The sequence below is a fragment of the Planococcus plakortidis genome, from assembly GCF_001687605.2.
Taxonomy (GTDB): domain Bacteria; phylum Bacillota; class Bacilli; order Bacillales_A; family Planococcaceae; genus Planococcus; species Planococcus plakortidis.
In genome coordinates this window covers 2,342,501-2,368,066 of sequence record NZ_CP016539.2, presented here as the reverse complement: position 1 = coordinate 2,368,066, position 25,566 = coordinate 2,342,501, and the positions used below count along the sequence as shown (strand labels likewise).

At 51.0% G+C, this 25,566-nt stretch carries 22 protein-coding genes; 18 read left to right on the top strand and 4 right to left on the bottom strand.

Annotated elements, in window-relative coordinates; all coding sequences use genetic code 11:
* Positions 1-87 precede the first annotated feature (87 nt).
* From BBI15_RS11900 to BBI15_RS11870, 8 genes are all read left to right on the top strand, one after another.
* Complete coding sequence (locus BBI15_RS11900; protein WP_068869766.1) at positions 88-1,497, top strand: alanine/glycine:cation symporter family protein; 1,410 nt, start codon at positions 88-90, stop codon at positions 1,495-1,497.
* Between the two features lie 305 nt (positions 1,498-1,802).
* A complete protein-coding gene (locus tag BBI15_RS11895) occupies positions 1,803-1,973 on the top strand; it encodes a hypothetical protein (protein ID WP_157101658.1) in 171 nt (56 codons plus the stop codon).
* Between the two features lie 317 nt (positions 1,974-2,290).
* The gene (locus tag BBI15_RS11890) at positions 2,291-2,701 is read left to right on the top strand and encodes a hypothetical protein (protein ID WP_068869764.1); all 411 of its coding nucleotides are present in this window, start codon (positions 2,291-2,293) and stop codon (positions 2,699-2,701) included.
* 111 nt (positions 2,702-2,812) lie between these two features.
* A complete protein-coding gene (locus BBI15_RS16445; RefSeq protein WP_157101657.1) occupies positions 2,813-2,983 on the top strand; it encodes a hypothetical protein in 171 nt (56 codons plus the stop codon).
* Positions 2,984-3,364: 381 nt separating this feature from the next.
* On the top strand, positions 3,365-4,990 hold the full coding sequence (locus BBI15_RS11885; protein ID WP_068869763.1) for a hypothetical protein: 1,626 nt from the start codon (positions 3,365-3,367) through the stop codon (positions 4,988-4,990).
* Between the two features lie 66 nt (positions 4,991-5,056).
* Complete coding sequence (locus tag BBI15_RS11880) at positions 5,057-5,692, top strand: hypothetical protein (protein WP_068869762.1); 636 nt, start codon at positions 5,057-5,059, stop codon at positions 5,690-5,692.
* Between the two features lie 92 nt (positions 5,693-5,784).
* Complete coding sequence (locus tag BBI15_RS11875; protein WP_068869761.1) at positions 5,785-6,231, top strand: hypothetical protein; 447 nt, start codon at positions 5,785-5,787, stop codon at positions 6,229-6,231.
* Between the two features lie 13 nt (positions 6,232-6,244).
* A complete protein-coding gene (locus tag BBI15_RS11870) occupies positions 6,245-6,517 on the top strand; it encodes a helix-turn-helix domain-containing protein (RefSeq protein WP_068869760.1) in 273 nt (90 codons plus the stop codon).
* Between the two features lie 139 nt (positions 6,518-6,656).
* On the opposite strand, the gene ptsP is transcribed toward BBI15_RS11870, so the two are convergent.
* Both ptsP and BBI15_RS11860 read right to left on the bottom strand, forming a co-directional pair.
* Positions 6,657-8,363 (bottom strand): phosphoenolpyruvate--protein phosphotransferase, encoded by a 1,707-nt coding sequence (gene ptsP / locus BBI15_RS11865; protein ID WP_068869759.1) that lies wholly within the window; start codon positions 8,361-8,363, stop codon positions 6,657-6,659.
* The gene (locus BBI15_RS11860) at positions 8,360-8,629 is read right to left on the bottom strand and encodes a phosphocarrier protein HPr (RefSeq protein ID WP_068869758.1); all 270 of its coding nucleotides are present in this window, start codon (positions 8,627-8,629) and stop codon (positions 8,360-8,362) included. Before BBI15_RS11860 ends, ptsP begins: the two co-directional genes overlap by 4 nt.
* A 495-nt stretch (positions 8,630-9,124) precedes the next feature.
* On the opposite strand from BBI15_RS11860, the gene BBI15_RS11855 reads away from it, so the two are divergent.
* From BBI15_RS11855 to BBI15_RS11845, 3 genes are all read left to right on the top strand, one after another.
* Positions 9,125-11,068 (top strand): PTS mannitol transporter subunit IICBA, encoded by a 1,944-nt coding sequence (locus BBI15_RS11855; RefSeq protein WP_068869757.1) that lies wholly within the window; start codon positions 9,125-9,127, stop codon positions 11,066-11,068.
* Positions 11,069-11,809: 741 nt separating this feature from the next.
* Complete coding sequence (locus tag BBI15_RS11850) at positions 11,810-13,879, top strand: BglG family transcription antiterminator (RefSeq protein WP_068869756.1); 2,070 nt, start codon at positions 11,810-11,812, stop codon at positions 13,877-13,879.
* Positions 13,880-13,884: 5 nt separating this feature from the next.
* Positions 13,885-15,090, top strand: coding sequence for a mannitol-1-phosphate 5-dehydrogenase (locus tag BBI15_RS11845; protein WP_068869755.1), 1,206 nt, complete (start codon positions 13,885-13,887; stop codon positions 15,088-15,090).
* 195 nt (positions 15,091-15,285) lie between these two features.
* Here BBI15_RS11845 and BBI15_RS11840 read toward each other — a convergent pair whose 3' ends face one another.
* Positions 15,286-16,023 (bottom strand): GDSL-type esterase/lipase family protein, encoded by a 738-nt coding sequence (locus BBI15_RS11840; protein ID WP_068869754.1) that lies wholly within the window; start codon positions 16,021-16,023, stop codon positions 15,286-15,288.
* Positions 16,024-16,173: 150 nt separating this feature from the next.
* On the opposite strand from BBI15_RS11840, the gene BBI15_RS11835 reads away from it, so the two are divergent.
* The 5 genes from BBI15_RS11835 (at position 16,174) to BBI15_RS11815 (ending at position 19,003) form a co-directional block, all read left to right on the top strand.
* Complete coding sequence (locus BBI15_RS11835; protein WP_068869753.1) at positions 16,174-16,449, top strand: hypothetical protein; 276 nt, start codon at positions 16,174-16,176, stop codon at positions 16,447-16,449.
* A gap of 52 nt (positions 16,450-16,501) precedes the next feature.
* Positions 16,502-16,717 (top strand): YgaP family membrane protein, encoded by a 216-nt coding sequence (locus BBI15_RS11830; protein WP_068869752.1) that lies wholly within the window; start codon positions 16,502-16,504, stop codon positions 16,715-16,717.
* Positions 16,718-16,789: 72 nt separating this feature from the next.
* Positions 16,790-17,071 (top strand): glutaredoxin family protein, encoded by a 282-nt coding sequence (locus BBI15_RS11825; RefSeq protein ID WP_068869751.1) that lies wholly within the window; start codon positions 16,790-16,792, stop codon positions 17,069-17,071.
* 393 nt (positions 17,072-17,464) lie between these two features.
* Positions 17,465-18,217, top strand: coding sequence for a glucosamine-6-phosphate deaminase (gene nagB / locus BBI15_RS11820; protein WP_068869750.1), 753 nt, complete (start codon positions 17,465-17,467; stop codon positions 18,215-18,217).
* Between the two features lie 237 nt (positions 18,218-18,454).
* Positions 18,455-19,003: a DUF2179 domain-containing protein gene (locus BBI15_RS11815; protein WP_068869749.1), complete on the top strand. Its 549-nt coding sequence runs from the start codon at positions 18,455-18,457 to the stop codon at positions 19,001-19,003.
* Between the two features lie 200 nt (positions 19,004-19,203).
* Here the strand turns inward: BBI15_RS11815 and BBI15_RS11810 are convergent, their stop codons facing one another.
* Positions 19,204-19,809, bottom strand: a complete 606-nt coding sequence (locus tag BBI15_RS11810; protein WP_068869748.1) for a transposase — start codon at positions 19,807-19,809, stop codon at positions 19,204-19,206.
* A 435-nt stretch (positions 19,810-20,244) separates the two neighbouring features.
* Here BBI15_RS11810 and BBI15_RS11805 point away from each other — a divergent pair, with 435 nt between their 5' ends.
* Complete coding sequence (locus tag BBI15_RS11805) at positions 20,245-21,207, top strand: N(5)-(carboxyethyl)ornithine synthase (protein WP_084633037.1); 963 nt, start codon at positions 20,245-20,247, stop codon at positions 21,205-21,207.
* Between the two features lie 211 nt (positions 21,208-21,418).
* Entirely contained in the window at positions 21,419-25,549 is a 4,131-nt protein-coding gene (locus BBI15_RS11800; protein WP_084632865.1) for a tetratricopeptide repeat protein, read from the top strand.
* The last annotated feature ends 17 nt before the right edge of the window (positions 25,550-25,566 follow it).

Sequence of the window (25,566 nt, the reverse complement as noted above, 5' to 3'; positions counted from 1 at the left end):
TTATAAGATAATTTCCTGATTTTAGTTTGAACCTTATGTGGTGGGGGAAATATTTCATATCTTGAAATATTATAGGGGGAAAACAGTTTGGAAGGATTTTTACAAGGGGTAGCTGACTTTTCAGCATGGATATGGGGCATCCCGCTCATCACATTGTTATTAGTTTCTGGACTTTATATGACATTCAAATTAGGATTTTTTCAATTCCGTTATTTCGGGTACATATTCGGCCAGACCTTCGGCAGCATTTTCAGGCGGCCAAAAGGCGAAGGAACGGTCACGCCGTTCCAGGCATTGACGTCTGCCTTGTCGTCAACGATCGGCGCAGCGAACATCGTCGGGGTGCCGGCGGCGATCATGTTCGGGGGACCGGGCGCGATTTTCTGGATGTGGGTCATTGCCTTGATCGGCATGGCGCTCAAATTCGCGGAAAGCGTGCTGGCGGTCGAGTACCGCGAGAAAAACGGCAACGGCGAATTTGTCGGCGGGCCGATGTATTATATGACGAAAGGCTTGAACATGAAATGGCTCGGCGTGTGGTTCTCGTTCGCGTTGATGATCGAGTTGATCCCGAGCATCATGGTGCAAGGGAACTCGATCGCGAGCACCGTTGAAGCGACGTTCGCGATTCCTGCGCTATGGACGGGCATCATCACGGCGGTGCTCGTGTCCATCGTCGTCTTCGGCGGCATCAAGCGCATCGGAAAAGTGACGGAGATTTTCGTGCCGTTCATGGCGTTGATGTATGTCGGCGGGGCGGTCGTCATTTTATTGATGAACGTCAAAGCTGTGCCGGAATTCTTCATGCTGATCTTTAGCAACGCCTTCTCGCCGGCGCCTGTCATGGGCGGCTTTGCCGGTGCGGCGATTGTCGAAGTCATCCGCTGGGGCTTTGCCCGCGGATTGTATTCCAACGAAGCAGGGCTCGGGACGGCGCCAATCGCACATGCCGCGGCGACGACCGACCATCCAGTGCGCCAAGGCTTCTGGGCGGTCATCGGCATCGTCGTCGACACCTTGATCGTCTGTACGGCGACGGCGTTCGTCATCTTGTCGTCAGGCGTCTGGACACAAGAAGGCGCGATGGAAAATTCCTCGGCGCTTACGAGCTTGGCCTTTGAACAGTATTTCGGTGATTTCGGCGCGATTCTCGTGACGATCGCACTTATCTTCTTCGTGTTGTCGACGATCCTGGTCGTCGTGTTCTACGGAGCGAAGCAAGCGGAGTTCCTGTTCGGCTTGAAAGCGGCACACGGCATGCAAGTGGTCTATATCATCGCCGTCGTGCTTGGTGCAGTCGGTGCTGCGGAAGTCATTTGGGGCTTCCTCGATATCATGCTTGCGGCGATCCTCATCCCGAACGTGCTGGCGATTTTGCTGTTGAGCAACAAAGTGAAGGACTTGAAGAACGAGTTCTTTACGTCGGATGAGTATTACCGGAAAGACTTGAAAGTGAAGAAACGGGCGAAACGCCAGAAAGCGGTGCGGGAAGCTTAGATTTTCGGTTTGTGTCCCTGTGTTGGACACAATTTCGGGCGACAGAATCGCGTGGCGGCGGGATTTTGCTGCTTGCGTGTCCCTGTGTGCCACACAATTCAGCGCCAAAAAGCCTTGAACTCGATCGAGTTCAAGGCTTTTTCGTTGCGATTGGGGAATCGCTGGGCGCAGGGAGTGCTGGAGGGGGTGTTTCGCGTCAGCCGGTTATGTATATGTTAAACAGCTGAAGATATCGATGAGGGGGTGGGAATTTTGGGTTTTGCATGGCCTATCCTGACCAGAGGGCGAAGTTGAAGAGGGAAGCATTGAAAACAGGCGGAAAAAAGTTTCAGAAAAACATTATTTCAATTTACCTTTTATTGGAAACCTGGTGGGGTATTTTTAAAGTGTGGCGGGAAGCTGGATCTGTTCAAAATGCTATTATTGCTGGAGTCTTATGGGGTGTCATGGCATGTTATTTAATTCACAAACTCTAATAATCCAGCAAAAAGTATATGGAAAAAAACGAATTATTATCTGAATTATAAGAGTTTTCATAGCCTACTTTACATTTTCTGGCCCTTCAGGTAGGTTTTATGTAGTGGTAAAAATGAAATAAAGCAGTTAATTTAGTAAAAATATGATGTATAATAGTTTATTTTTGTTATAGCGGATTTATTTTAGGTGACGTGAATTACTTTTGTGCATTGAGATTTTGTAATAAGCGTTATCTGGTTTCCGAGGCTGCCGTTAGGCTATGGGAAACGCAAAGGGGCATAAGGGGATAGATCAAAGCGAGCGGAGGAATGGGGACATGATGGGAATACGACACGCAACATCAACCATTGAGAAAACACCGAGGATTGCGGGTGAAGAAACGGCAAAGCGAACGGGGGAGCGCCATGTCGGCGACGGGCCTGATAGCGGCATGCAGGCGAATGTTCACGAATTTATCAGCTGGCCGCTAGACCGGGATGTTTCCGTCCAATTGTCCCGTGACGAGGAAGAGGGATTGAATAAGGCAGAGCTGCAGATTTCGCTCGAGAACATGAAGCGTTTGACACGGGCGCTGATTGAGCATCCGATTCCACTGCCGACGAGTTATTCCCAGAGCGCTCTCTCGGAAGACGGGATGCATACATTGCGGATCGCATCGAAGGAAGCGTTCCCGGATTTCGTCAAACGCCTGGTGGATGCGCTTGCCGTGCTGCCGCGAAAAAAATGAATACGGCAACTTCTTTTATCCAAAGAAAGAAGTATGCATTGATTTAATATCACCTGTAGCTGGCCGCGTGATCAATACTTGTAAGGACCAAAATCGAGGAGGATGAATCGGATGACTGCGATTGTAAAAGAAGAAATGGCAATGGAGATCCCGAACAAAACCTATTTGAAAACTTATGAGGAATATATCAACGGCTATAAGCAGTATAAGCTGGAGAAGGCGGGCTTGCAGGCGCGTGCCTACGTGGACAGCGAAAATGAGGGGCTGCAGGCGGAAGCTTGATGGTGTCCCTGTGCAGAGCTTGAAGCTGTCCAGCTGTCCCTGTGTTACACACAATTCGCGCGGGAAGAACCGCGTCGCAGCGGGGTTTTGGTGCTTCGCTGTCCCTGTGTTCCACACAATTTAATCGTCAAAAAGCCGTGAACTCTGTTGGAGTTCACGGCTTTTTTACGTATTTATTTTTCTCAAAAAGATGAAAAACCTCAGAGATTTCAAACGACAAGCAAAAAAGAAAAATATCTCTCTAAATACCCTATGTCTAAGGGACGAGAGTACGGATTTCACTCTATAGTTTGAGAGAAGATATCTTTTCGCATCTTCAAATGGAGTATATAATTAATTATAGAAATTCAAAATATTTACTTTTAAATGGGAAGTGAAGATGTGGTAACAAAAGAAAGTATTATGAAATCAGTAGACCGTGAACTCACTTTGCTCATTGAAGAATATGAGCGCCAATTACATAGAAAAGATATTGAAATTAAAGAACTCAAAAATCAATTATTGAAACGTAATGCAGAAAACGTTGAATTGCAGCTTGTCGTTCGCCAACAAGCGAAAGAAATAGAATTGAAGAAAAATCAAGCATTTTCCTATCTAAGCACTCTCGAAGAAGGAAACTTGGAGGAAGTGAGAAAAATACTTGAGCTTAATGATTCCGAGGAAGTAGCTGCCCTGGCTTCCGCTATGGAACAAATGTGGAGAAAACGGGAAAACGGAATGTTGGCCAAGTTGTTTGAAGAAGTGAACTCTCCGCATTATAGGAAGCAACTTAAGAATAGTGAATTTAATTACCGACTATTGGCAATCATACAGGAGATCTTGAGCGCTACTGACAGTATTGATTACGATTCTGATGCTTTAATTGAAAAAGCGATGGAGTATGCCATCCAAAGTATTGGTACAAACGGAGAGCAATCTTTGCGGGAATACTTGAAGGCGCAACACCAGAATGTTTATCCTGCTTTATTGCAACGAAACGAATCTCATCTAATTCGGACTTATTTCCGGTTGTTACTGACCTTTACGATGAAACAGGTTTTACAGGAATCCCTTAAGCATATGGTGACTGTAGAATGGAGTTTCTTAGTTTCTGCCATGTCAAAAGAGGATTTTGAATTCTACTTTTGGTATAGCTATCTATTCGACGGAGAACAACGGATACTTGATCGGGCAAAAGAATTCTATCCTCAGGGGATGCAAAATGTGAAAGGTTTTCGTTTATTTTATCAAGCAGCTAAGTCGACTGATGTCACAGAAGAAGCATACAGGGAAGCGAGAAATACATTCCGTTCGAATAAAAACTTGACGAATATGGAACAAGAGCTGGTTTTAGAAAAAGTCGATCAACGAATCAAGCCACGTTTACAAAGTAGTGTGAAAGCTCATGAAGCGCCGATATATATTATTACCTCCACTGAATATGACAAGCTGAAACAAACATTGGGGCTGCAACGAAAACGTATGAAACTGCCGTTATATCAAAAAGACAAACTAAATCAAATCTATTTGTATAAAGAAGTGAGCGTTTGGTTCAGTAAAGTTAGAGGCCGGGCATTCTTGGTGAATAAAGAGTATCGCGAGTTCAGCAAGCAAATCGCCCCACTGGTAATCAAAACGGGGGAAATGCGGTATACACTGCCTCCGGAAGGAAAGGCAGGAATCCAATCAAGTTCGTTCGTTTGGCCTTCTACAGAAGTGAAAAAGAAAAAAGAGAATCCAAAGAATGAAGAGAAGACTTTGAATGAGACGAGTGAATTAAAAAGGCTGGGTTATCAAATTACCGGTGTTAATCGAGCGAAGAGATGGCAAGCGCTGGAGCTCGCTGTTCCCAAAATAGGCTTGAAAAAAGTTGTCGGGATCATCAGTTATAACATTTTATTGCGCAAAGGCCAAAAGAATGGGGAAAGAAAATTCGCCTATGCCATTGCAGAATGGGAACACGACCTAGAAAAATTGAAGAAACACTATTACCGCAATGATTTCAAATGGCCGAACACGAAAAAGTGATGATTGCTAATTCATGAATTTGATGGTTCACGCTAGTTTAGCGCTTAAGTCGGCGGAGGGGTTAAAATGGAAGATTTGTTGCTAAAAGCAGGTGTTTACGCAATTATCAATAAAAGGTTGAATACTGTATATGTCGGAGAAACTGAAGCATGTTTTTTAATTCGCTGGATTGAACATGTATCGAGAGTTTCAAAGTTTCTGGATGAACGTGATAAAGCCCTGCTTTATCTAGATAAACACACTGAATACATAGTGTTAAAAGAGCTGGATCCTATTCAAGTCAGCCGGAAAGAGTTCTACCGATATGAAGAGGAAGCTACACTGTTCTATAAAAACAAAGGATGGGTGGTTATTTCTAAAGCAAACTATAGCCCATTGATGCATGAGGTAATATACCAGGATACTGAAGGCATTATTAAGAGATACAAAAAAGCTATTAAGCACATGATCAAAACTCTAGGATTGAAAAATACAAAAGAAAATAATGTAGGGCGGTTATATACAGCGTTGTATAAAAAACTGAACAGGCATTTTGATACGGATGTATGGGAACGGGCAGAAACTAATATCATAGACACTTTAACTAAAGAAGAATTGGAATTTATCTTGCTGGATTTATTCCCTCGCTATCGTGAAAAGAAACTAAATTTAGACCGGGAGGAATATAAAAAAATGGATCGACAGTTGTCGTTGTTTGAATAAGAAAAGAGCTAAACTTTTTAAAAAAGTATAAAATTGATTTATGATAGCATACTTGCTATCATAACAGTATAAAAGGTAAAGGATCTAAATTCATGAGAAAACACGAAATCGTTGAACTTGGTAATATGGAAGCTTTTCAAAGCATGTTATTGATCAACGCTCAACAAGAGCAACAAACAAAGAAACCTGGCGTTTGGTCAAGTTTGTTGGCTACTTATATCCGTCAACGGGAAATCATTTCTTACAATCCTTATCCTGAATCGAACGAATTTGAACCCGATGATGAAGTTCCACCATCCATTAAACTATTAACCCGGAATATTGATCCACGATTCGAAAACGAATTATACAGATGGGGCCTGCAGAATTTTTCGGTAGCGAATTATAGAATTATATTTGCCGTTTACGATTACTACAAAGTACTGCTGCTTCATGTATTCGATAAGCAATACAATAATGACGTCAAACGAGAAGATATAAAGCCAGCTGAATTAGTTTATGATGAATATCTCGGCCAATTTCCTAGTAAATATCGTTGAAAGGAGCTTTCACATGGATGCATTTTTGAAAAAAGCAGAAGGTGTTCTGGGCACGGAGAAAGTGAAGGAATTAAAAAGAGAAGCTTACGTAGCGGCTCAAATAAAAACGAAAAGAAAAGAACTTGGGTGGTCACAGCAGCAACTGGCAGATCGAACAGGTTTGCAGAAATCGACCATTGGCAGAATTGAAGCAGGTTTAAATAGCCCGACCATCGAAACAATCGGATTGATTGCAGAAGAACTGGGTGAGGATATTATCATTCCGGGAAAGAAAGAAACAGTATAGCTGTCCCTGTGCATGACACAATTCAGGGCGAAAGATTCGCGTCGCAGCGGGATTCTCGTACTTGAATGTCCCTGTGCGCCACACAATTCAATCGTCAAAAAAGCCGTGAACTCAATCGAGTTCACGGCTTTTTTCTGCATTATAGGTTTTTCACGTAATCTTCGACTTCCTGGGACGTCGTGAGGCCGAGGATGTGGTCGATATGCCCTTCCATGTCCGCTTTGGAGAGGCGGCTCAGCTGGGAGCGGGCTTTCAGGATCGACGAGGCGCTCATCGAGAATTCGTCCAGGCCGAGGCCGAGGAGAATCGGGATGGCGATTTCGTCGCCGGCCATTTCGCCGCACATGCCGGTCCATTTGCCTTCTTTATGGGACGCGTCGATGACGGTCTTGATGAGGCGCAGGATGGCCGGGTTATACGGCTGGTAGAGATACGACACGGATTCGTTCATGCGGTCTGCGGCCATCGTGTACTGGATCAGATCGTTCGTGCCGATGGAGAAGAAGTCGACTTCTTTCGCGAAGGTGTCTGCCATGACGGCAGTCGATGGGATTTCCACCATGATGCCGACTTCGATTGAATCGCTGACCGGTGTGCCTTCCGCTTCGAGTTTCGCCTTTTCTTCCAAGAGAAGGGCTTTCGCCTGGCGGAACTCGTCGAGCGTCGCGATCATCGGGAACATGATTTTGAGGTTGCCGTGGACGCTCGCACGGAGTAGTGCGCGCAGCTGCGTGCGGAACATGTCCGGCATCTCGAGGCACAGGCGAATCGCGCGGAGGCCGAGAAACGGGTTGAGTTCTTTCGGCAATTTCAAGTACGACAATTCCTTGTCGCCGCCGATGTCGAGCGTACGGACGACGGTCGGTTTGCCGTCCATGCCTTGCAGGACTTCCGCATAGGCATCGGTTTGTTCCTGCTCGGTCGGGAAATCGTCACGGCCCATGTACAGGAATTCCGTCCGGTACAGGCCGATCGCTTCGCCGCCGTTATCCAAAACGCCGACCAAATCTTTCGGCGTGCCGATGTTTGCGCCGAGTTCGACTTCGACGCCGTCTTTCGTGACGGTCGCTTCATTCTTCAACTTGGCCCACTCGGCTTTCTGGCTGGCGTAAGCCGCTTGTTTTTCCTTGTATTCGGCAAGCGTCGCTTCGTCCGGGTCGAGCAGGACTTCGCCTGCCAAGCCGTCGATGATGACGATGGTGCCGTTATCGATCGTGCCCATCGCCGTTTTCGCGCCGACGACTGCCGGGATTTCCAGCGTGCGGGCAAGGATGGCGGAATGCGAAGTGCGCCCGCCGATATCGGTGATGAAGCCTTTGATGTATTTCGGGTTTAATTGCACCGTGTCGGACGGCGTCAAGTCTTCAGCGATGACGACGACTTCGTCGGTGATCATGCTCGGGTTCTGGATCTGCACGCCAAGCAGGTGGGCGAGCACGCGTTTCGTGACGTCGCGCACATCGGCGGCGCGTTCTTTCATGTATTCATTGTCCATCGCTTCGAACATGTCGACGAACATCGTCGAGGTTTCGTGAAGCGCGAATTCGGCATTGACGCTGTCGGTATTGATCTTGTCGGTGATCGGCCCGATCAGTTCCGGGTCTTCCAGGACGAGCAAGTGGGCGCCGAAAATGGCCGCTTCCTTGTCGCTGATTTCTTCGGCGGTGCGTTTCTTGATGGCTTCGAGTTCGGTGATCGATTCAGCCACCGCTTGATTGAAACGATCGATTTCCGCCTGGGGGTCCGCGACGTTCTTCTTGTCGACCGTCAGTTCCGGATGTTCCAGGCGGAAGGCCTTGGCGATGGCGATGCCGTTGGACGCTGCGATTCCGGAGAGGTGTTTCATTGGTCCGAGATTCCTTGTTCTTTCAGTACGCGTTCAATCGTTTCCATCGCTTCCGTCTCGTCCGCGCCATCAGCGGCGATCTGGACTTGTGAACCGGAAGGCACGCCAAGTGACATGACGCCGAGGATCGATTTCAAGTTGACTTTCTTGTCCTTGAATTCCATCGTGATGTCGGATTGGAATTTCGTCAGCGAGCCAACGAGTGCTGAAGCAGGACGTGCGTGCATGCCTGCCGGGTCTGTGATTGTGAATGTTTTTTCTACCATGAATGATTCCTCCTTGGGTGATTGGGTTGTAACCGAATTTATCAACCATTATGACATTTTCCGCGCGAAATGCATAGCGGGGGCCATTTGGATGGCAAAAACAGAAAGCATGGAGTTGTCCAGGGAAGCGCGACAGGGGTGGTTTTTGTGGTGTGTAGTGTGTCCCTGTGTCAGGCACAATTCCGGAAGCGGGAAGGTTGGTGTGGCGGCGTTTTGGGGTTGGGATGTCCCTGTGTTCGGCACAATTCACTCGGGCGGCGTTTTGGGTGTCCCTGTGTGCCACACAATTTGGCGGGCGAAAACCTTGACGGGGCGGGATTTGACTTTGCGGGCGCCCCTGTGTCAGGCACAATTTACGGCAACGACAGGCTTGTCCGGACAGCGGCGACAAAGTTGGTTTTTCCTTTCGTTGAATGCGCTTACAATATAGGCGTATAATCTGAATTAACAAACAAAGAACTAGGGCACAGGCCCAAAAGAAGGAGGATGAAAGGAATGGCAGAAGAACGTTCGAGCTTGAAAGTGAAAGTCCAGAAGTTCGGGAACTTCCTCAGTTCGATGGTCATGCCGAACATCGGCGCGTTTATCGCCTGGGGGCTGATTACGGCATTATTTATCCCGACCGGTTTTTTCCCGAATGAGCAATTCGCGTCGCTCGTTGGGCCGATGATTACGTATTTGCTTCCGCTATTGATCGGTTATACGGGCGGTAAGCTTGTGCACGATCAGCGAGGCGGCGTCATTGGTGCGATCGCGACGATGGGGGTTATCGTCGGGGCACCGGATACGCCGATGTTCCTCGGCGCGATGATCATGGGGCCGCTCAGTGCCTGGGTCATCAAGCAGTTTGACCATTTGATCGAAGGCAAGATCCGCTCCGGTTTCGAGATGCTCGTCAATAACTTCTCTTCCGGTATTATCGGCGGGGCACTCGCGATCTTCGCATACCTCGGCATCGGGCCGGCCGTCAGCGCGTTGACGCAAGTATTGGTCGCAGGCGTTGACTGGCTGCTTGAGACAGGCTTGCTTCCACTGACAAGCATCTTGATCGAGCCGGGGAAAATTTTATTCCTCAATAACGCCATCAACCACGGCATCTTGACGCCGCTCGGGCTTGAGCAAGTCCAGCAGGCGGGCCGTTCAGTTCTGTTCCTGCTCGAAGCGAATCCAGGGCCTGGCCTTGGCGTGTTGCTCGCATTCATGTTCTTCGGAAAGGGCATCGCGAAGCAATCGGCACCAGGGGCGATCATCATCCACTTCTTCGGCGGGATCCATGAGATTTACTTCCCGTATGTGTTGATGAAACCGATGCTCTTGCTGTCCGTCATCCTCGGCGGCATGAGCGGTGTGTTTACATTGGTCTTGATGGGCGGGGGCTTGATGGCGCCTGCATCGCCTGGCAGTATCTTCGCGATCACGGCGGTCACACCGCCTGAAGGCATGGCCTATATCGCGAACTTCACGGCGATCCTGGTCGCAGCGACCGTTTCGTTCTTGATTTCAGCGGTCGTCTTGAAGCGCAGCAAAGATACAGCGTCTGATGAAGACGTCGAAGCGGCAACGAAACGCATGGAAGAAATGAAAGGCAAGAAGAGCTCGGTTGCCGGCGCACTTGGCGCTAGCGCTGGAGCGGCAGGCACGGCTTCTGCAGCGGGCACGTTCCCGGACGATGTTCACAAGATCGTCTTTGCGTGCGACGCCGGCATGGGGTCGAGCGCGATGGGCGCATCCCTCCTCAGCAAGAAAGTGAAAGAAGCGGGCATGGACATCAAAGTCACGAACAGCGCGATTTCATCCATCCCGGCCGACACACAGATCATCATCACGCAGGATAAACTGACGCCGCGTGCGAAAGACAAGCGCCCGGATGCGTACCATATCTCGGTCGACAATTTCCTGTCGAGCCCGGAATATGACCGCCTGATCGAGCGCCTGCAGCACGGCGTGACCGAAGAGCAAAGCGAATTGGTCGAAGAGAGCGAAGCGAATGCGGCAACTGGCCCGGAAGAGGATGCGCCGCTGCTCACGGAAGACAATATCTTCATTAATAAAAGCTTCCGCACGAAAGAAGAAGCGATCCGCTTTGCGGGCGATGCGCTCGTCAAGGCGGGATACGTGGAACCGTCCTATGTCGACGAAATGATCAAGCGTGAGGAGATCACGACGACGTATATGGGCAATGACGTGGCGATTCCGCACGGCACGGAAGAAGCGAAAAAAGCGGTATTGAAATCCGGCTTCACGGTCGTCCAAGTTCCAAACGGCGTGGACTTTGACGGAGAGAAAGCGAAGCTGATCTTCGCCATCGCGGGCAAAGACGGCACGCACCTCGAGATTCTGTCAGGCATCGCGGTCATCTGCGCCGAGCAGTCGAACGTCGACGAACTCGTCGCGGCGAAGTCCCCGAAAGAATTGCTCGACATCCTGAACAGCAAATAAGCGGCACCACGAAAAGGCAGGGGGAATCCTGCCTTTTTGTGCTATTTCTTTGGTTTATTCACATTGAGCAATTTGTTGAAGAAATAGAGATAGTAATTGATTGTGGGGAAATCGCTCCAGGCGGACGCTTTAGGCCCGCAGGATGCGGGTCATGCAGCTGATGCGACAGGACGTCGCGCTTTCAGCTGCCCGCGTTTTCAGCCGCTTCCAGTTTACTAATGAATCAGTTTAAACCGCTGCTGCTCCCGCATCTGCAGTGCAGATACGTCGCAAATGAACAAGCTCAAGTGCCTTTTGCTTGTTCATTAGTCGCCGCCTGCCGCTCTTTAAATTTAGTTTGAATACTGGGTAAGTGTTTCTAACTTTATTGAGATAAAAGAGGAAAGCGAGCTGTTTTGCGGAATGTGGATAGTAGTGAGAAAATGAAGGTAGTACGTTGGAAAGCTTTTATAGCTATAAGAAGTAAGTGTTCACAACAAAATGTTCAGTGAAATATTAGAGTGTTTGGAAATGAATGAGTGAAGCGAAGCTGAGCACATTCATTTGCGACGCATCTGCCATGGAGATGCGGGAAACAAAGTTTTTGCACGAAGCGTAGCGAATGAGGAGGCTCGATTCCCGCCCCAGGGAGTCGTGCGGTAAGCTTCGGAAAACAGGTTTTCCTATTATATCTTTATAGAAAAAACATTTTATTCTTTAAAGTCTGCATCAACGAAAGGTGACAAGGGAGTAGGTGAGTGGATGTTTGTCACGGTTAGGGAAAAGTCGATCATCGAATTGGTGACGCGGATGGCGGGGAAGCATACGGTCAATTCCCTGGCGGCGTATCTCGATGTCAGCGCAAGGACGATCCAGCGAGATTTGAAATCGGTGGAGAAGTTGTTGGAGCCATTCGGCCTGTTGATGAAGCGCGATGGGGCGGATGCGCTGTATCTCGATGGCAATAACGAGAAAATCTACCGCCTCATGCAGAAGCTTGCGGCATCGAGCGTGCCGGAAGCGTCGCCTGAGGAGAAGAAGCTGCGCTTATTGGTCATTTTATTGGAAGAAGGCGCCTTTTTTAAGAAGCAGGTGCTGTCGAATCAGCTCGGCATCAGCACGACGACCTTGACATCTTATCTGGACGAGCTCGCCAATTGGCTGCGCAAGTTCTCGGTCACCTTGTCCAGGCAGCGCGGCGTCGGGATGGAAGTGAGTGGTGCGGAAGCGCATAAACGCCATGCGCTGGCGGCGTATTTCCTGATTCATTTCTACGAAGAGCTCATCGAAAGCCTGTATTACCTGCAGCAAGGAACGACCCAGGACGGCAAAGTGCTCGGCTATTTCAACCCGGCCTATCTCGCTGCGGCGAACCAGCTTGTCGGCGAGCACATCAGCGAGCAACAGATCCGCTTGGCCGACAGCGATTATACGGGGCTCGTCGTGCATCTTGCCTTGGCGCTGCAGCGCACCGAAAGCGGCTTGTTGCTGGAGCCGGCGATAGAAAGCGAGCATAACGGCGAATACGCCATGATCGCCGCGATTTGCGAAGAGCTGCGTGAGCGGTTCGGCGTGGAACTTGCGAAGCGCGATATCGAGTTCCTTGCGGTCGTCTTGAAAGGCTCGAAAATCCAGGCGTCGAATGTGCTGTATTACGACAGCGTGCTGCTCGGGAAATTGGTCAAAAACCTGATCCGCGATGTGTCGGCGCAGCTCGGCGTCGATTTGACGAAGGATTTTTCCTTGTACCAGGGCTTGCTTGCCCATATGGAGCCGCTCATTTTCCGCTTGAAGCAAAAGCTCGAATCGTTCAACCCGCTGACGGACGAGATCAAGAAGAAATACCCGGTGCTGTTCTTGGCGGTCAAGGAGGCCCTCGAGACCGAGTTTGACGACCTCGAATTCTCGGCGGACGAAGTGGCGTATATCGTGCTTCATTTCGGATCGGCTTTGTTGATGAATGAAGAACGCGTCCAGATCGAGGCGGTCGTCGTGTGCCCGACCGGCATCGGCACGTCAAAAATGCTGGCGAGCCGCATCCAGAAAGAGCTGCCGGAAATCGATTCGGTGAAAATCCTGTCGGTGCACGATTTCCAGACGGCGAATTTAAAGGAATATGACCTCGTCATCTCGACAATCCGCCTGCCGGTGACCGATGTGGATTATTTGATGGTGAGCCCGCTGCTCAACGAACAGGACATCAGCCATATCGAGAATTACCTGCAGCACAACATCCAGCAAGTGACGCGCAATAAAGCGTATTTGCCGTCGACAGCGGTGGAACCGGGCCGGAAAGAGCGGCGGGATGTGCGGGCTTTGCTGCGTGACATCCAGCAAGTGCAAGCGGGGATGGACGCGCTGCTCGACCATTTCCGCGTCGTGCGCATGGAAGGCCTGGATTATTGGGCAGTGCTGGAAAACGTGCTCGAGGGCATGGAACGGGACGGTTTGCTGGATGCGGCGGGCACTTTGCGGCAATTAAAGGAGCGCGAGGCAAAAGGCGGCCTCGGGATTCCCGAGACCCAGATGGCGCTGTTCCATTGCCGCGATGAGTCGGTCCGGGAATTGATGTTCCAGGTCGTTCATTTGGAGGCGCCGAGCGTGGTCAAGGGGATGGACGGGCGGGACATGCGGATGGTGAATGTACTATTGATGCTGACGCCTGTGGAACTTGGCGCGCGCGAGCAGGAGATCATGAGCTTGATCAGCTCGAGCCTGATCGAAAGCGAAGAGGCGATGCTGGTGTTCCAGTCGTCAAATGAAGGCGCCATCCGCGGCAAATTGGAAGAGTTGTTTTACGATTACCTACAAAATAATTTGATGAAGGACTGATGATAATGAAACAAGCAATCCATTTCGGTGCAGGGAATATCGGCAGAGGGTTTATCGGGGCGCTGTTCTCGGAATCCGGCTATCACGTCAGTTTTGTCGATGTGGCAGAGACCATCATCGACGGGTTGAACGCACAAGGCAAGTACCGCGTGAAGCTGGCGCAGGAAAAAGACGAGAGCATCCTGGTGGAGAACGTCTCCGGCATCAACAACATGAAAGACGAAGAAGCGGTCATCGCGAAGATCCAGCAAGCGACGTATTTGACGACGGCGATCGGGCCGAACATCCTGCCGCGCATCGCGCCGCTCATCGCGCGCGGCATCGAAGCGCGCGTGACGGGGAATTTTGCGACGGGCGCGGACTTGGAGCCGATGTCGGAGTTGGACGTGGCATCGGACATGAGCGCGGGTTCGGAAAAACTGTACATCATCGCCTGCGAAAACCAGATCGGCGCGACCGACATCCTGAAAGGCCATATCATGAGCCATTTGAGCGACGAAGCGAAAGCGGACCTCGCGGGCAAGGTCTATTTCTTCAACTCGGCGGTCGACCGCATCGTGCCGATCCAGGAGGGCGGTTCGCTCGACGTCTTGGTCGAGCCGTATTACGAATGGGTCGTCGAAACGACTGAAGACCTCCCGGAAGTGTCCGGCATGACGATCGTCGACGACTTGGCGCCGTTCATCGAGCGCAAATTGTTCACGGTGAACACAGGGCACGCGGTCATCGCGTATCACGGCTATCTCGCCGGCAAGCCGACGATCGATAAAACCTTGGCCGACCCGGAAATCGAACGCGAAGTGCGGGAAACCTTGAAAGAGACCGGCGCCTACCTCGTGAAGCAATACGGCTTGGACGAAAAGACGCATCTTGCCTATATCGATAAAAACATCGCGCGCTTCAAGAACGCCTATTTGAACGACGGCGTCACGCGCGTCGGCCGCGCGCCGATCCGCAAGCTCGGCCCGGAAGACCGCCTCGTGCGCCCGGCCGTGCAAGCGCAAAAAGCGGGGCTGTCGTATTCGCATCTCGCCAAAGCCATCGCCGCGGCGATGCTGTTCGATTATGCAGAAGACGAAGAAGCGGTGAAAATCCAGGAGCTGATCGCACAAAGCGGCCCGGAACTCGTCCTGAAAGAAGTGAGCGGGCTCGAAGCCGATAGCGAGCTGGCGCAGGAAGTCGTGCGGCAGTATCGGGCGATGAAGAAATAGCAGGTAGCACGTAGCACGTAGCACGTGCTGTCCCTGTGTTGCACACATTTCCAACCGCATCCCAGCCGCCAAAAAGGCGCAGGGATGCGGTTTTCATTTGGCTGGGGACTGTTTGTGTCCCTGTGTTACACACAATTCGACGCAAAAAAGCTGCCTTCCTTGGTTTCAAGGGAGGCAGCTTCTGGGTTTATCCGCTTAGTAGAGGCTGAGTGCCTGCAAGCCGATTTCAGCGAGTTTCGCTTGGCCGGCGTTGGTCGGGTGGATGTCTCCCGGCAGGATGTACAGGGCTTGATTGTTCCCGAACGCCGTGTAGGCATCCGCGAGATAGACGTCTTCATTGGCGAAGGCGAGGCCCGCGAATGCCGCGTTGATGTTCGGTAGGACGGCATCGGCGACATAATGGAGCGGGTCGGTCAGCTGGAATGGGTTGTAGACATTATAGAGCACGATCGGCGAATCGGTGAGCGAGCGGATTTCCGTGATGATTTGCTGGATGTTGGAGAAGACGTCGCTTTGGCTGAGTTTCAGTTGGAGCAGCTGTTGGAACAGTGCTTGATTGCCGCCGCTTTCTGTAGCCGCTTCGCGCAGGATGGCGAGCAAGTCGTTATTGCCGATCGTCACGGCGACATAATCTGAGTGGATGATCGCTTGCCGGTATTTCTGGTCGGTCTGCAGGGCTTCGAGCAGTTGATCCGATTGCCAGCCAGGAACGCCAAGGTTGCGCACACGGAGATCGGCGAGTTTGCCGATGAGATACGGATAGCTGGTCTTCGCCGGATTTTGGTTGGTCTGGCCGAGATTCAGTCCGAACGGGATCGAATCGCCGACCGCGACGAGCGATTCCTTGGCGTTATCGCTCTTGGCAAAGGCGCCAGGCGCAACGAGCAAGCTGGCGAGCAACAGGACGACGATGAGTTTGATGAGCTTTTTCATGGGACCCTCCCTTTCTTTTCGTTTCATTCACCTATAGTATAAAATTAATAGTTCGAATATTCTATGAATATTTCCTGTGTTTGATTCGTTTGAGTAGATTGTCATGGATTGGGCGAAAAGGAAGGTGGAAGTTAGGCGGGAAGGGAGCTCATGAAAATGAAAGGGATGTCAAAATTCGCAGGCGGGATGATCGGGTTGATTACAGGGGGTGTGGCCGGCGCTTTTCTCGGGCTGGTCATCGGCGGCACGTTTTTGGGGGGATTCGATATTCATGAAAAGACCGGGATGGAAGGCTATGAGCTCGCGGTTTATGTGGGGGCGGGGATTGGCTTGATTGCCGGAGCGGGTATCGGTGTATGGATGGCGGGAAAAGAGCGACGAGAACGTGACCGTTTCGGTCTGGATGTGCATAAGCCGTTTAAATGAAGAGGCAGCCGGGAACTTCCATAGCAACGACATCTTTCAAGGAGGTTCATTCATGAAACGAAATATCGGCACCTACAACTCGATGTTCCGCATTGCCGGCGGCTTGACTTTGCTTTCGTATGCGACGGCCAAGATGGCGCGCGAAGGCACATCCGGCGCACAGCTCGGCCTGGCATTTCTCGGCGCGCAGAAAGTCGGGGAAGGCGTAACGTATTATTGTCCCGTCGCTGATGCATTGAATCTGGAAAGTTCGAAATTCCTGAAATGAAGCAAGACGAGCGGTTCTATTGGTAGATGGAAGCGGTTCGTGTATGGCGCAGTGCAAGGAGGGTGAATCGTTATGGGCAAGAAATTGGAGCTCGTGCTCTACACGCGGCCGACCTGCTCAGACTGTCAGGACGCAAAAGCGTATCTGGCGGAGCACGGCATTCCGTACGAGCATAAGAACGTCGAAGGACAGCCAGGGCTCGAGGAAGAGATGAAGGCAATTTCCGGCGCCAAGATCGTCCCGGTGTTTGCGTTCTACAAGAAAGGCCTGTTCGGCAAGAAATTGGCGCATGAGTTTATCGGGTTCGAACGGAACCGGGATGAGATTGTCAGCTTGTTAGACGGGAACGCGTGAGCAGTATTGTCCCTGTGTTCCACACAATTCGCGGGGCGGAAATGCTGGCGCGGCGGGATTCGGTGCCTGGAGTGTCCCTGTGTGCCACACAATTTCCAAAGAAAGCAGGAAAAGCTTCTCCGTGCTGGAGGAGCTTTTTTTGGCATGTTTGCCTTCCTGTGCGCCACAAGACTTTTGCGATGTGGATGAATAGCATGAATTTATCATAGGAGGTATGATTATTGATAAGGATAGTTAGGGCGATGAACTGAAGGGCAGAAAAAGGAAAGGTTACGGCGGTATTCAGGGCTTGTATGGGTCGTGAAATGGATAGGGTTTGTTCTTTCTGGTGTGCAGTGCCGGTGGATGCTTGATGGGCAGGGCATTTGTTTACGAAAGGAATGGAAACCTGGCATGAAGTTGATCAAAGTGGCAGATTACAACGAGATGAGCCGAATTGCAGCAGATTATGTCATCGAGAGAATTCATCGAAACCCGCAAATTAAATTAGGGATGCCGACGGGTGATACGCCAAGAGGGCTGTATCGGGAACTGATTGCCGACCACGAGAAGAACGGCACTTCATTCAAAGAGGTCCAGACCTTCAATCTGGACGAGTATATCGGATTGTCCGGGCAGGATCCTCAGAGCTATAGATACTATATGGACATATTTCTGTTCGACCATATCGATATTGATAAAAAGAATACGCATCTTCCGAAAGGCGATGCGGAAGATGCGTTTGCGGAAGCCGAAGCGTACGAAAAACTCATCCAAGACAGCGGGAATGTGGATTTGCAGATTCTGGGCATGGGCGGCAACGGCCATATCGGCTTTAACGAGCCCGGCACCCCGTTCGATTCGATGGCGCATGTCGTGGAGTTGACTTTAGCTACGAGAAACGCGAACGCGAAGTTTTTCGGGAGCTTGGAGTCGGTGCCGAAGCGGGCGATCACGATGGGCATAGCGACCATCATGGGGAGTAAGGAGATTTTAATGCTCGTGTCGGGTGCTGGAAAAAGCGAAGCTGTGAGCCGTTTGCTCGAAGGGCCGATCGAAGAGGCGTTTCCGGCCTCGGTGTTGAGGATGCATCCCCATGCGACCATCATCGCCGATAAAGCGGCTTTGTCCCTGTGTTCCACACAATTTGAGAAGGCAAAAAGCTGATATGGCGGGGGCCAGTCCGTTTGTGCCCCTGTGTTCCGTACAATTTGAAAGTCTGTGAAGCGGCATCTTCACAGGCTTTTTGTATGGGCAAATATTCATTTTCAATAAAGCCTGGATATCATTTATGCCGATTGAATCAAAACGGGGCCGATACGTTTATCGGAATCTGCTTCGGGAAAATGTCAATAAGCTTTAACGCATGCGAAGCGAAGGCATGCGGAAAGGAGAGAAGGTCTAGTGGAGATACATCCCTTATTATTGGTGCTGATCATTTTCAGCATCAGTTTAAGTTTTGTCACGTTGTCGACGATCCGCATGATTTTGATGGTAAAGGGCTATCAATATTCAGCGGCCGGCCTGTCGATTCTCGAAGTCATCATTAACATACTGGGGCTCGGGCTGGTCCTGGACAATTTAGCGAATGTGCAAAACCTATTGGCGTACGCACTTGGATTTGCGGCAGGCATTATCGTCGGCTCGAAAATCGAAGACAAGTTAAGCCTCGGCTATGTCACGGCGAATGTCATTTCGCAGGACAATAGCGGGCGGCTCGCCATTCAGTTGCGCGACAAAGGATATGGGGTCACGGATTGGGAGACCAACGGCTACGAAGGAAAACGCAGTTCGCTGCAGATCCTGATGCCGAAAAAACAGGAGCCCGAGTTGTACCGCGTCGTCAAGGAGCTGGACCCCCATGCATTTATCGTCGCTTATGATGCGAAGACCATCTACGGCGGATTTTGGATCCGCGCGTTGAAAAAGCGGGCGATTACAGTGAGTGATTGATCGTCCCTGTGTTGCACACAATTCAAAGAGGCAGATGCTTGTCGTAGCGGGAATCTGTGGCTGAATTGTCCCTGTGTCAGGCACAATTCAGCCACCTAAAAAGCCGCATCCAACCGTCTCCATGACGGTTGGATGCGGCTTTGATTGTATCAGACATAGGGACGTGGCAAAAACAAAAAGATACTAGAGGAAACGACAAGCTACATTTCCGGCGGAGCCATCTCTTCGATGTGTTTGTCTTCTTCTACGTTCTGCCTGTATTTCAAGCAGTATTGGCAATAAGCGTCGGTAGTTTGTTCGTGAGGCTCCGGCATCAGGGCAGGGAGGATAGAGCGATCTAAAAATGGCGGCGCTGGGAGATCCTCATTCCAATAGAGCGGGAAAGAACTGTACGGATAATGCACGAGGCGCTTGACCATGGGGGTGGAAGTTTGGATGGGATTGCGGTGGATGTAGCTGCTGACGACCAATAAGCTATATGGCGATGCGACTTCCTTGGCGAAAAATCGCTTTTGGTAAATGCGCCCGAGATGACCGTACCGCTTGCTGTAAGAATGGCTATAGCGGCGATTCACCAGGCTCATGATTTTGCTGAGCGAATCCTGCTTCGGTTTAATCAAGATATGGTAGTGGTTGGACATGAAGCACCAAGCGAGAATCGTGAACGGGTACCGCGCGTGGACATGCAGAAATGCGCGCATCAGTTCGCGCATGTCTTCTTTTGTGCTGAAAATAGCCTGCCGGTTGTTGCCGCGTATGACGACGTGGTAATAGGAATCAGGATTGAACTCGCGTCTTCTCGTCATATGCAGCCACCGTCCGATCGGGAGGCGTTGGCAAAATGAGGTGGGCAGGAAATTTCGTGTGGAGGGGAATTTAAGGTGGGTGCCGAGGAGTTTCTGTGGGACGTTGCATCCGTGTACGGAGAAATGAAGAAAGTACTTATAAAAATCCCTTCTTTCTATAGAGGATATAATCACGTTTAGTATAAGGGAATCGCAAAAAATAGTATACAGAATTTTTGGGTTGTGCGTAACACATGGACAATCGGGAAACGAAATAATTGTGTGTAACACAGGGACAAGTGAACGGCGGAATGCCTCTATATAGCGAATGTCTCCCGCTGAATTGTGTGCAACACAGGGACCACAACATATGGACGACAAGAACGCCAAGCAATGATACTATGAGCTTAACGGCCTGGCCGATAGACGATAATGGGGGAATGGATTTTGAAGACGATGGGATTTGTGATTAGCCGCAAGAATAACGAGAAGCGGCGGGCGATTTTGCCGCAGGATTTAGCGCAAGTGCAACACGCGGCGCAATTGGTGTTTGAGGAAGGGTACGGCGATGTGCTGGGCTTGTCGGATGACGATTACCGTGCGGCAGGCGCCGAAATCGCGTCGCGCGAAGAAGTGCTCAAGTGCGATGCGATCGTCGATGTGAAGCTCGGCAACGCCGATTACCTGGCTCAGCTGGAAGATGGCAAACTTCTGATCGGCTGGGCGCATGCGATCCAGGATATCAAGTTTACGGATGGCGCCATCGCCGGCAAGCATACGGTCATCGCTTGGGAAGAGTTGTTCGAAGGCGGGCGCTATATTTTCTACCGCAACCGCGAAGTGGCGGGGGAAGCGGCTGTGCTCCAAGCGTACCAGCATTGCGGCAAGATGCCGTATGAGACGCGTGTCGCGATTCTCGGCAATGGCCATACCGCTAAAGGTGCGATGCGCATCCTGCACGGGCTCGGCGCGGAAGTCGATGTTTACGGCAAGCGGCTGGAGAATCTCTTCAAGGAAAAGATGGTCGATTACGATGTGCTCGTCAACTGCGTCATGTGGGACACGACGCGCACCGACCGCATCATCTACCGCGAGGATCTGAAGCGCTTGAAAAAAGGCGCGATGATCATCGACGTGAGTTGTGATCCGGAACTTGAGATCGAGACTTCGACGCCGACGACGATCGACAATCCGGTCTACACGGTCGACGGCATCATCCATTATGCGGTTGACAACACGCCGGCGATGTTCCCGCACACGATCACGAAAGTGCTGAGCGAAGGTTTTGCGCCGATGCTCGATGGTCTGCTTGAAGGACATCTATCCGAAATGGTCCAGCAGGCCATCGTCATCGAGGAGGGCATCATTAAAGACCATCGCATCGCCGATTTCCGCCAGGCGCGCGGATTGACTGTCTAATGGAATAAATTGGAATCCATTCCTGCAATGACTGCAGGAATGGATTTTTTCTTATGTTCAATTTCCTTAAAATAGTAATTGTGACCCAGGACTTTCCAATATATAATAAATTAATTGATCTTTCGGATGGTAATCAACAGCTTTCTGATTTGAAAAGATCAATTAGTAAGAAGATCTTTATATAGTAGAAAATTAAAGGGGATAGAGAGACATGATGGCGACTGTTCACATCGAGACGGCGGATGATTTGGTCCGTGTGATTGGGGAATTCTGGGAGACGAAATCACTGAAGGCATTAAAGGCATTTTTGGCGGCCATTCCGAATGAAGAGGAATTTTATCGATTGATCCGCATGGCGGATGAATCCGATTTGTATGGCTATAGCAACCTGTTGGCAACCGCGAGTTACAAGCGTTTTGGCAGTTTGCGTTCCTATTCATGGCATTGCGTTCGGTTTTTGGAAACGGGGCGCAGCCTGGAGGCGGAAGAACGGATGTTGGCCCGTCTGCAGGGTATTCATTCTGATGCTTACAGTGACAATGAGCTAGGGCATGCACATCATCTATTGATGAAAGTGTATTGTCAGTTGAACCGCATCCCGGAAGCTGCCGAACAATTGGCGCGTATCGTGGAGCTCGGCGGTGCACGCCCGGACCAGGAAGCCTTTTTCGCCATCCATAGTGGCGATTGGGATGACGCAGAAAACATCTTATTGACTGCGCTTCCGGATACGGATAGCCGCTGGAGCACGACCATCCACCTCTTGTATGCGGATTTGTTGGCGATGCGCGGGGCGCCCGAACGTTCGCTTGAATTATTGAAGCAAGGCGCCGCAAAATTTCCGCATGTCCACGCTTTTCACACGGAACAGATTACACGGTTGCATCAGCTCGGCCGATTTGCAGAAGCCTTGAGTGAAATGGGCTCGGCGCTTGAAACCAATCCCTATCATTCCCGCAAAAAGATGTTCGTCCATCTGGCAGCACATTGTTTGTACGAACTGGAACGTTTCGCTGAGTTGGACCAGTGGATTGACCGGCATCCCCGGGAATTGAAGGAGAGCCTTTATACGAAAGTGGAAATCAACCCGGATGGGACGCATAAAAAACTCTCTTTGACGCCTGAAGTGCAGAAACTCAATTATTGCGTCCCGGCTTCGTTGTCGCTGATCTTGCAGGCGTTCAGACAAACCGCGACTCAAGATGAGATTGCTGCGCATGTCTTCGACGTGACGGGTACGAAGTTACAGACGACGATGTCTTATATGGAAACGCGCGGCTTTACCGCGCGTTATTTCAAAGGGACAATCGACCGCTACAAAGCCTTCATCGATGCCGGGGTACCGGTGTTGCTAAGCATGATGATCGAAAACAGCGCGCATGTGCAGGTCGTGGTCGGCTATGACGACCGGCTGCAAGCGCTGGTGATTCAAGACCCTAACGATTTGGGGCCTTTTTTGGTCGCTTATGGCGAAGTGCCGAAGATGTTCCGCATGACTGATTCGTTGAGCATGGCGTTCGTGGACGAGGCGCGGAATGGATTACTGGAGACCCAGGATGCGGCGGATCACCGTTTCTTTACGGAAATCTATGAGCTGCTTGATGTCGAGCCGCTCAATGAAGCAAAGATTGCCGACTTTTTGGAGCAGCATCAGGAACAGCGCTATGCCGCGGTGATCGGTTTGACGATGGCGCTTTCGGGCAAGTCCATCGAATGGCATGAAAAATGGCTCGACCGGCTTCGGACTGAGTTCGATGCGCATGATGCGGAATTGGAATTGCTGGAAGCACATCTGTATTTCCAAAAAGATCAAGGCAGTAAAGCGCTCGCCGCTTTGAAAGAACCGGCGCATGGCAGAAGCCCGTATGCACTGTTTTTGAAAGCGGCTATTTCCATGAATGAAAGAAAAATGGAGCAGGCGATTCCCTTGCTGAAACGGTCCATCGAACTTGACCATTACCAGCCGCTCGCCTACAGCTATTTGGCTCGTTGCTATTTGGAAGGAGGGCGCATTTTCCAGGCCTATAAATGGTCGGAAATCGCAACCGGCCAATTGTCGGAAGACGTGTACGCGCAAATTACGCATGCCCTCGTCCAATACGAATACGGCGCTGTGGAACAGGCGTATCGCCGGTTTGCCGATTTGAACGGGAAGCATCCGGAAGATGGTTACTTCCTTTATGAAATGGGCCGATGCCTGCAGGCGCTGGACAAAACGGAGGAAGCGCTGGAACATTACCAACAGGCACTGACGCTGGATCCGGAGCAGCCTTTTGCGTATTTGCGGATGGCTGAATTGTTCATGGAAAAAGAGCAATGGGAGGAAGCGGCACAGATCATTGAAGAAGGCCTGAAGAAAGAGATGAACCACGATATCCTTCATTCGTATCTGGGGCATATCGCAATCGAACAGCAGCAATTCGAACAGGCGGAGGCTGCCTATAGAAAGGCATATGAGCTGGATCCCGAGGATTTGTTCACGCCTGTCGATATCGCGCAGGCACTATATGGCCAACAGCGCAGCGATGAGGCATTGGCGTTTTTGAAACAGGGGCTGGAGCGGGCCGATGCCGGTTACCGTATCCGTGCCGCTGAATTGATACTTGAACAAGCGGAGGACCTGGTGTCTGCCGGTGAAGCCTTGCAGATCATGGAAGACGGCTTCGCCCTTTCGGAAGGCGAAGATTTGTCCAGGCTCGCGGAACGCTACAGTGAATTTGGGGCTGCTCCGAGCCTGCGCCACCGCGTCATCGCGGGGTTGAAAAAGCTGCGCAAAGCAGGCATGCCGCAAATTCTCTGCCTGGAAGCGGAACTTCACGAACAGGCAGGCAATCCGCGTTTTGCTAAACATCTCTACGAGTCGGCAGGGCAGTTCCCAATGGCGCTCACCAAACAAGGGCAGCTTGCGGAAATGGCCGGTGATATTCCTCAGGCCATCGCCTTTTACGAACAAGCGGCTGGGCAGGAAGCTGGATATGCGCCGGCGCTCGGCGGATTGGTGCGTTGCTACCAGGAAGCAGGGGAGATCCGAAAAGCCTTCACTGCGGCGCTGGATTTTATCGCGACCGAGCCTCTATCCGCTGTATTGCCGGACTTGGCCGGGCTTGCTGTGACGCCTGCCGATATCAAGCAATTGAACCGCCTGCTTGACCGGATAAAAGACCAAGTGCCGGCGGAGTGGTTATATGCCGCACGAGCACATGTCCATGAAGCGGCGGGAGAACTCGAGATGGCGGAGTCGCTATTCCTCAAGGCAAATGAAGAACCGAACGCTTTCCCGTCACGTTTTCAATACGTGCAATTTTTGAACCGCCACGGCGAGCACAAGCGTGCGCTGGCCAAGCTGCAAATGTTGCTTCCGGAAACGCCGGAAGAAGAGGAGTTATACGGGGAGCTCGTGCTGACACTGGAAGCGCTCGGGAAGATTCCGTTCCTCAAGCGCGATCTGCAAAAGTGGCTGTCGGCCGATGTCCAAGCCGCAGCATATGTGTTGGCAGCCGGAGCGATGATGGAAGCGCTGGAGCTGTTGGAAGAAGAAACGCCTGCCGGATTCATTAAACGCATGCGCCACCGAAGCAAACGCTTGATGTTCGCCAGCACCATCATCACGCTGTGCGAAACCGCCTCCGAGCTTGCGCCGGACAGCGAAGACGCGGCGATCCAGCTGGCGCAATTTTACCTGAACCGTGGCATGGCTAAGGAGGCGGCCGAAGAATTGAAGCCTTACGCCAAAGCGCAAGTGCCCGGAGAAGCGCGACGTATGTTGATTTTTGCCGAACTTCAGATGGCGGAGGAAAGCGGCAGTGAGAAACAGTATAAAAGGGCCATCCAAGACTTCAAATCCTATGGGAAGGTAGCACCGCTGGATGGCGAGATGTTCGCCTGGTGGAGCGAAGCTTTGGATATTTTAGGCGATTTTCCGGGCGCGCTCGAGAAACTCGATGCCGCGATTGCGTTGGAACCGTTCAATCCGGACCTTTATGTCCGTAAATGGAATGTCCTGGAGTCACTGGATAGCGAGATGCACGCTGATGTTGAAGACAATTTGCCTGAAGAGATGCGCTATGCGGAATGGCTGGTTTTGGCACGCGCGGCGAGCTATTCGACGAAAGGGCATGGGCAGCGGGCGAAAGAGCTGATCGAGCCGCTCCTGCTCGACATGCCGGGCTTCGTTCCGGCAAACTATGAATTGGCGCGTGCGCAAGCGGCGCGCCATCAGCCACTGGCCGCCAAGGCGATTCTAAAAGAACTACTCGAAACGGAGGAGGCTCCCGCGATTTGGGAAATGGCAGTGGAAGAGGACCTATTCGCCCCATTTCTTGCAGAGCTTTCTAGTCCATAAAGAGGAAGAAAGTCTCT

Bases quoted from the DNA above. Each gene is read 5' to 3' on its own strand.
- BBI15_RS11870 (WP_068869760.1), top strand. From the start codon at position 6,245: ATGGATGCATTTTTGAAAAAAGCAGAAGGTGTTCTGGGCACGGAGAAA.
- nagB (WP_068869750.1), top strand. From the start codon at position 17,465: ATGAAGTTGATCAAAGTGGCAGATTACAACGAGATGAGCCGAATTGCA.
- BBI15_RS11825 (WP_068869751.1), top strand. From the start codon at position 16,790: ATGGGCAAGAAATTGGAGCTCGTGCTCTACACGCGGCCGACCTGCTCA.
- ptsP (WP_068869759.1), bottom strand. From the start codon at position 8,363: ATGAAACACCTCTCCGGAATCGCAGCGTCCAACGGCATCGCCATCGCC.
- BBI15_RS11880 (WP_068869762.1), top strand. From the start codon at position 5,057: ATGGAAGATTTGTTGCTAAAAGCAGGTGTTTACGCAATTATCAATAAA.
- BBI15_RS11845 (WP_068869755.1), top strand. From the start codon at position 13,885: ATGAAACAAGCAATCCATTTCGGTGCAGGGAATATCGGCAGAGGGTTT.
- BBI15_RS11805 (WP_084633037.1), top strand. From the start codon at position 20,245: ATGGGATTTGTGATTAGCCGCAAGAATAACGAGAAGCGGCGGGCGATT.
- BBI15_RS11855 (WP_068869757.1), top strand. From the start codon at position 9,125: ATGGCAGAAGAACGTTCGAGCTTGAAAGTGAAAGTCCAGAAGTTCGGG.
- BBI15_RS11835 (WP_068869753.1), top strand. From the start codon at position 16,174: ATGAAAATGAAAGGGATGTCAAAATTCGCAGGCGGGATGATCGGGTTG.
- BBI15_RS11860 (WP_068869758.1), bottom strand. From the start codon at position 8,629: ATGGTAGAAAAAACATTCACAATCACAGACCCGGCAGGCATGCACGCA.
- BBI15_RS11850 (WP_068869756.1), top strand. From the start codon at position 11,810: ATGTTTGTCACGGTTAGGGAAAAGTCGATCATCGAATTGGTGACGCGG.
- BBI15_RS11800 (WP_084632865.1), top strand. From the start codon at position 21,419: ATGATGGCGACTGTTCACATCGAGACGGCGGATGATTTGGTCCGTGTG.
- BBI15_RS11890 (WP_068869764.1), top strand. From the start codon at position 2,291: ATGATGGGAATACGACACGCAACATCAACCATTGAGAAAACACCGAGG.
- BBI15_RS11840 (WP_068869754.1), bottom strand. From the start codon at position 16,023: ATGAAAAAGCTCATCAAACTCATCGTCGTCCTGTTGCTCGCCAGCTTG.
- BBI15_RS11830 (WP_068869752.1), top strand. From the start codon at position 16,502: ATGAAACGAAATATCGGCACCTACAACTCGATGTTCCGCATTGCCGGC.
- BBI15_RS11810 (WP_068869748.1), bottom strand. From the start codon at position 19,809: ATGACGAGAAGACGCGAGTTCAATCCTGATTCCTATTACCACGTCGTC.
- BBI15_RS11875 (WP_068869761.1), top strand. From the start codon at position 5,785: ATGAGAAAACACGAAATCGTTGAACTTGGTAATATGGAAGCTTTTCAA.
- BBI15_RS16445 (WP_157101657.1), top strand. From the start codon at position 2,813: ATGACTGCGATTGTAAAAGAAGAAATGGCAATGGAGATCCCGAACAAA.